At 70.7% G+C, this 6,320-nt stretch carries 6 protein-coding genes, 2 tRNA genes and 1 other RNA gene; 5 read left to right on the top strand and 4 right to left on the bottom strand.

The window, feature by feature from the left end; genetic code table 11:
- Both dnaX and ffs read right to left on the bottom strand, forming a co-directional pair.
- The coding region (gene dnaX, locus VM840_06365; GenBank protein ID HVL81199.1) for a DNA polymerase III subunit gamma/tau at positions 1-1,191 on the bottom strand (1,191 nt) is incomplete at its 3' end.
- A 41-nt stretch (positions 1,192-1,232) separates the two neighbouring features.
- Positions 1,233-1,332: signal recognition particle sRNA small type (ffs, locus tag VM840_06370), an RNA gene on the bottom strand.
- Positions 1,333-1,470: 138 nt separating this feature from the next.
- Here ffs and VM840_06375 point away from each other — a divergent pair.
- Both VM840_06375 and VM840_06380 read left to right on the top strand, forming a co-directional pair.
- Positions 1,471-2,742, top strand: a complete 1,272-nt coding sequence (locus VM840_06375) for a hemolysin family protein (protein ID HVL81200.1) — start codon at positions 1,471-1,473, stop codon at positions 2,740-2,742.
- Positions 2,739-3,842, top strand: a complete 1,104-nt coding sequence (locus VM840_06380) for a hemolysin family protein (GenBank protein ID HVL81201.1) — start codon at positions 2,739-2,741, stop codon at positions 3,840-3,842. The genes VM840_06375 and VM840_06380 overlap by 4 nt, the downstream gene beginning before the upstream one ends.
- Positions 3,843-3,857: 15 nt before the next feature.
- Here VM840_06380 and VM840_06385 read toward each other — a convergent pair.
- Positions 3,858-3,948: transfer RNA gene (locus VM840_06385), tRNA-Ser, on the bottom strand.
- Positions 3,949-4,026: 78 nt separating this feature from the next.
- Here VM840_06385 and VM840_06390 point away from each other — a divergent pair.
- Positions 4,027-4,113, top strand: a tRNA-Ser gene (locus VM840_06390).
- Here the strand turns inward: VM840_06390 and tadA are convergent.
- On the bottom strand, positions 4,095-4,565 hold the full coding sequence (tadA, locus tag VM840_06395) for a tRNA adenosine(34) deaminase TadA (GenBank protein HVL81202.1): 471 nt from the start codon (positions 4,563-4,565) through the stop codon (positions 4,095-4,097). The genes VM840_06390 and tadA overlap by 19 nt on opposite strands.
- A gap of 62 nt (positions 4,566-4,627) precedes the next feature.
- Here tadA and VM840_06400 point away from each other — a divergent pair, with 62 nt between their 5' ends.
- Positions 4,628-5,209 carry a helix-turn-helix domain-containing protein gene (locus VM840_06400; protein HVL81203.1) on the top strand — a complete coding sequence of 194 codons (582 nt, stop codon included), beginning with the start codon at positions 4,628-4,630 and terminating at the stop codon, positions 5,207-5,209.
- On the top strand, positions 5,206-6,320 hold a 1,115-nt coding region (locus tag VM840_06405; GenBank protein ID HVL81204.1), incomplete at its 3' end, for a ribonucleotide-diphosphate reductase subunit beta. The genes VM840_06400 and VM840_06405, both read left to right, overlap by 4 nt.

Below are 6,320 nucleotides of genomic sequence, written 5' to 3' on the forward strand. Positions count from 1 at the left end.
GACGTCGGGGGGCACCGCAGGGGTTGAGGCAGCCGGCATCGCGGCGGCCCCGTTCACGAGCATCCGCTCCAACCGCTCGATCCGGGCGGACAGGGCTCCCGGCTCGTCCGACTGCAGGCATGCCGCGCGCGCCAGTGTCACCTCCAGGCTCAGGCGGGGATGGGTCGAGGCGCGGACATCGGCCTGAGCCTCACCGAGCACCCGCATCACCCAGTCGAGGTGCGCCCTGGTGAACGCTTCCGCGTGCTCCCGGTAGCGCGCCTCGTCCTCGGGAGGGACCTCGGCGAGCTCGGTAGCGCCGTTGGCCACGAGGAACAGCGACCGGAAGTGCTCCAGGAGCTGGCGCAGGACCCCGCGCGGGTCCCACCCGCGGGAGACCATCGTCTCGACCTGACGGAACACCTCGGTCACCTCGGTCGAGGCGATCGCGTCGGAGAGGGCGAAGAGGACCTCGGCGGGGGCGTCCCCCAGTATCTCGACGACGGACGCGCGCGAGACGCGGCCGTCGGCCGACCCGGACGCCTGCTCGAGCAGCGCGAGCGGATCGCGCATGGACCCGTGCGCATGCCTGGCGATCAGCGCGAGCGCATCCGGGTCGGCGTCGATCGACTCCGCCTCGGCCACCCGGGCCAGGTGCTCGGAGATCGTCTGCTCCGTGTGCCGTCGGAACTCGAAGCGCTGGCATCGGGAGACGACGGTGGCCGGGAGCTTGTGCGACTCGGTCGTGCACAGCACGAAGACGACGTGCGGCGGGGGCTCCTCCAGCATCTTGAGGAGCGCGTTGAACGCGGCGGCCGAGAGCTGATGGGCCTCGTCGATGATGTAGACCTTGCGCGCGCCGCCCGCCGACGCGAACGGGATCCTCTCCCGGATCTCCCGTACGTCGTCGACGGAGGTGTGAGAGGCGGCGTCCATCTCGTAGACGTCGAGCGAGGTGCCGTCCGCGATCTCGATGCAGGGCCGGCACCGTCCGCACGGCTCGGGGGTCGGACCCTGCTCGCAGTTGAGGGCCCGGGCGAGTATCCGAGCCGTGGACGTCTTCCCCGTTCCGCGCGGGCCGCTGAACACGTACGCGTGGGAGACCCTGTCCTCACGCAGGGCGCCCGACAGCGTCTCCGTCACGTGATCCTGGCCCAACACGTCCGAGAACGTGCCGGGGCGGTACTTGCGATACAGGGACAGGTAGCTCACGTCCGCTCCACCCGGGTCCGGTCGGCGTCTTGGACGGGTGCGGCGACCAGGCTAGCCCGCGGCACCCGGAGGACAACGCTTACCGTTGCTCCCTCCCGGGCCTGGCGGGGTTCACGAGCCTCCGTCGCGCGGGACCCGATCGCCGCACCGGTCCAAGACGAACGCCCCTATCCTACCGGGCACCACCGATGACGCCCGAGGGCCCTACTATCGGAGCGACCGAACCGGAGGGAGCACCAGATAGACATCGCGCTCGGCCTGGGTGCCGCGCTGGTCCTGATCGCGCTCAACACCTTCTTCGTCGCGGCCGAGTTCTCCCTCGTCGCCGTCGACCGGGCGAGCCTGGACGAGCTCGTCATGGCGGGCGACCGCCGGGCCAGACGCGCCCTGAAGCTGCTCCACCGGCTCTCGTTCCACCTCTCGGGAGCCCAGCTGGGCATCACCATCTCCTCGCTGGTCCTGGGATACGCCGCCGAGCCCACCGTGGCGCGCGCGATCGAACCGGTCTTGGCCGGGCTCGGGCTCCCGGAGGCGACCACGGTTGGGGTGTCCCTGGCGCTCGCCCTCGTGCTCGCCACGGGGACCCAGATGGTTGCGGGGGAGCTCGTGCCCAAGAACCTGGCGATCAGCCGTCCTTTGGGCGTGGCGTTGGCCCTGTCCGGACCCGTCACCGTCTACGGGATCCTGTTCGGACCGTTGATCCGAGTGCTCAACGGCGCGGCCAACTGGACGGTCCGGCGTCTGCGCATCGAGCCTCAGGAGGAGCTGAACGCGGTGCGCTCTATGGAGGAGCTGGAGCTGCTGATCCGCTCCTCGGGCGAGGAGGGGACGCTCCCCGAGGAGTCGGCGACGCTCCTCACCCGGACGATCCGCTTCGGCCACAAGACCGCGGCCGACGCGCTCGTCCCCCGCCGGTCGGTCGTCGCACTGCGGACGCGGCAGAGCGTGGCCGATGTGGCGAAGGTGGTCGTCGAGAGCGGGCACACCCGCTTCCCCGTGTACGGGTCGGATGCGGACGACGTCGTGGGGATGCTGCACGCGAAGGACATCTTCCGCGTCCCCCCGAAGGACCGATCGAAGACCCCGGTCTCGGAGGTGATGCGGGACGTCCCGGCGATCCCGGAGACCCGGGACCTCGAGTCCCTGCTCGCCGAGATGCGGCGGGGGTCCAGCCAGCTGGCCGTGGTCGTCGACGAGCACGGCGACACGGTCGGCATCATCACGCTGGAGGACCTGCTCGAGGAGATCGTTGGGGAGATCTCCGACGAGCACGATCCGGACGACGAGGAAGCGGCCGCACCCATCACCGAGACCTCCTTCCTCCTCGACGGGAGCCTCCACAGAGACGAGGTCCTAGAGGCGACCGGGTTCGACATGCCGGAGGGCGAGTACCGCACCCTGGCCGGCTTCCTGCTCACCCTCTTCGACCGGATCCCCGCCGCGGGGGACACGACCACCCACGAGCGGTGGACCTTCACCGTCGAGGCGATGGACAACCTGCGGATCGCCGAGGTCCGGATCGACGCTCCGCCGACCGGGGACCCCGAGTGACCCCCATCCTCGTCTCGATCGCACTGCTGCTCGCCAACGCCCTGTTCGTCGCGGCCGAGTTCGCAACCATCGCGGCGCGGCGCACCCGCGTGGAGGCGATGGTCGAGGGGGGCGGCAGCAGGCCCCGGGCCGCGCTGGCCGCCATGCGCGAGCTGTCGCTCACCCTCTCGGCGTCGCAGCTCGGGATAACGGCGGCTTCGCTCGGGCTGGGGGCCGTGGCCGAGCCCGCCGTCGCCCACGCCTTCGAAGGGCTGCTGGCGGGGTGGATAGAGGTTCCGGACCGCCTGCTGCACACGATCAGCCTCGCCGTCGCCCTCACCATCGTCGTCTTCCTCCACATGGTGATCGGCGAGATGGTGCCGAAGAACATCGCCATAGCGGAGCCGGAGTCGACGGCGCTGTGGGTGGCGCTCCCCATGCGCGCCTTCACGAACGTGTTCCGGCCCGCGATCGCGGCCCTCACCGCGATAGCCAACTCCGTCCTGCGCCTCATGGGGGTGGAGCCCCGCGACGAGCTCGCCACGGCCAGGACGGCCGGCGAGATCGCGTCGATGCTGTCCGAGTCGCAGCGAGAGGGTCTCATAGGGCCCACGGAGCACCGGATCCTGGTCCAGGCCCTCGACTTCCGGGACCGCGAGGTCGGGACGCTGATGGTCCCCCGTCACAGGGTGGTGTCGATCGACACGTCGACATCGGTGGCGGGGGCAGAGCGCGTGGTCCGGGAGACCGGGCACTCGCGCATCCCGGTCCTCGGCGACGGACCGGACGACGTCCGCGGCTTCATCCACGCGAAGGACCTCCTACGGGTGGACCCGTCCGACCGGCTCAAGCCCCTGCCTTCCGAGCTGATCCGGAGGATGCCGGTGGTGCGCGAGACCGCGAAGCTCAACAACGTGCTCGTTCGGATGCGTCACACGCGCACGCATTTCGCCCTCGTGGTCGATGCCGGCCGCCGTCCCGCGGGGATCGTCACGCTCGAGGACGTGCTCGAGGAGCTGGTGGGCCCGATACGCGACGAGCACGACATCGGACGGAAGCCGGCCGCCGCGCGCCGCCAGCGGGCGAGACGCCGGGTCCGCCGCCGGACCCGCAAGGGCTGACGGCGCGACCTGCTGCGGAGGAGGTGGGATTTGAACCCACGTGGGGACTTTCGCCCCCAACACGCACTCCAGGCGTGCGCACTAGGCCAGACTATGCGACTCCTCCCAGGCCCCCGATATTACCGGGAGGCACCGGGAGCGGTGACCCGCCGCCGGGTGCGCACTGACCTATAGACTGTCCGGCGGAGGAGTACCGAAGCGGCCGAACGGGCGCGCCTCGAAAGCGCGTGAGCCTTCACGGGCTCCGAGGGTTCAAATCCCTCCTCCTCCGCTCCCGCCGCGTCGCTGTGAGAAGAACCCGAGCAGCGGCGCGGCGCAGGCGTCGGCCATGACGCCGCGCGTCACCTCGACCCGATGGTTCAGCCGCGGGTCCTCCACGATGTTGTAGAGCGAGCCGCACGCCCCCGCCTTCGGGTCCCACGCTCCGAAGACGAGACGGTCCAGGCGCGCGGCGACGATGGCTCCCGCGCACATCGGGCAGGGCTCTAGCGTCACGTACAGCGTGCACCCGGACAGCCGCCACGTGCCGAGGGCGTCGGCTGCCGCCTGGATGGCCACGAGCTCGGCGTGACCGTCCGGCCGCCCCCTGAGCTCGCGGTCGTTGCGTCCCCGGGACACGATCCGTCCGTCTCGGACAAGCACGGCTCCCACGGGGACATCGCCGTGTCCGGGCGCGAGCAGCGCCTCGTGGAGGGCCTCCTGCATGAAACCGATGTCGTCCACGGACGGATGCTACCGATGAGACACGGGAGCTGATAGTGTCTCATGAGACAGAGGAGGGCCACGTGTCTCACGACCATCCGGCGGACCGCATCCTGGACGCGGCACTCCACGTCTTCGCCCGGCGGGGACTGCGGGCGGGGACCCTCGGGGAGATCGCCGACCGAGCCGGGGTCGGGCGGGCGACGATCTACCGGTACTACCCGGGCCGCGACGCCGTCGTGCAGGCGCTCGTCCTGCGGGAGGCGGGGGCCCTCATGGCGCGGCTGGACGAGGTCCTCGGGGCTTGTGAGGACGATCCGGAGCGGATGGTGGAGCTCGGGCTCGTCGCTGCGCTCGACCACCTCAGCTCCCACGCGCTGCTGCAGAGGACCCTGCGGGACGAGCCGGAGACGATCCTGCCCGCGCTGACGCTCGACGCTCAGCCGCTCGTGGAGGCGGGCATCGCGTTCGCGACCCCCTACATCGAGCGGGCCGTGAAGGCCGAGCGCATGGCGAAGGTGGACCCGCGGGCCGCGGCGGAGTGGGCCGTCCGGATCCTCCTCTCGCTGCTGCTGACGCCGCCGGTCGGAGTCGACCTGTCCGATCGCCGCCAGGTCCGCAGGTTCCTGTCCGTCGTCATGCCGACCATCGGAGGTGGGAGATGAGCATCACCGAACGCGTCGACTCGGCGTCCCTGACCGACCTCAGGGACTTCCATCCCGACGAGATGGTCACCGACCTCGAGCAGCTCACGGCTAACCCGGTCAGCCTGCGCGACCTTTATTACCGGTGGGAGCGACAGAACTGGTCGGCGGGAGCCCTGGACTTCGCCCAGGACGCCGCCGACTGGACGGCGCTCGACGCCGAGGTGAAGGAGCGCCTCCTGTGGGTGCTCACTATGTTCTTCTGCGGCGAGGAGGCCGTAACCGACGACCTGGCTCCCTGGGTCTGGTCGGCCCCGACCGAGGAGATCCGTCACTTCCTGGCCACGCAGCTGGCGGACGAGGCCCGCCACACGGTCTTCTTCGATCGCTTCTACCGGGAGGCGGTCGGGGCTCCCGGCGACCTCCACGAGATGCTCGAGCGTTACCGGGGGACCCTCAACGCCGGCTACCACGAGCTCTTCTACGAGATGCTCCCGGCCATCTCGCGCGAGGTGGGAGCCAACCCGGGGGACCCGGTGGTCTTCGCGCGCGGCGTGGCGATGTACCACATGGTCCTAGAGGGCGCGCTGGCCGTTCCCGGACAGCGGTACATCCTCGCCTTCTGTCGCGAGCGAGGCATCCTGCCCGGGTTCCGGGCTGGGTTCACCGCCGTGGCGCGCGACGAGTCGCGCCACGTGGGGGGAGGTGTGCGGATCCTGCAGCGGCTCGTCGAGATGGACGGCGACTGCGTCCCCGCCGTCCAGGAGCTCGTCCGGCAGGCTCTCCCGCACTCCACCCACGTCTTCCAGCCCCCCAACGCCGACTTCACGTACCTGTCCGTGCTCGGGTACGACACGCGGGAGCTGCTGCGGTTCGGGCTGCACTCGCTCAACAAGCGCCTGCGAGCGGCCGGCATCCCGATGCCCTCCATGCCGCCGATGCGCATCCCGCGCCAGGACGCGACGCCCACGATCCCGGCCCGGGAGCTGACCCCCGTCCAGCAGATGCTCCAGCCGATGCGGGATCAGCTCGTGCCGTCCGCCGTCTTCGCCGCCTTGCCCATGGTGTTCAACCCGACCGTCGCCGGGGACCTGCGCGCGACGTTCCGGTTCGACGTGACGGGGGACGGGGG

This window comes from Actinomycetota bacterium (assembly GCA_035540895.1).
GTDB lineage: Bacteria > Actinomycetota > JAICYB01 > JAICYB01 > JAICYB01 > DATLFR01.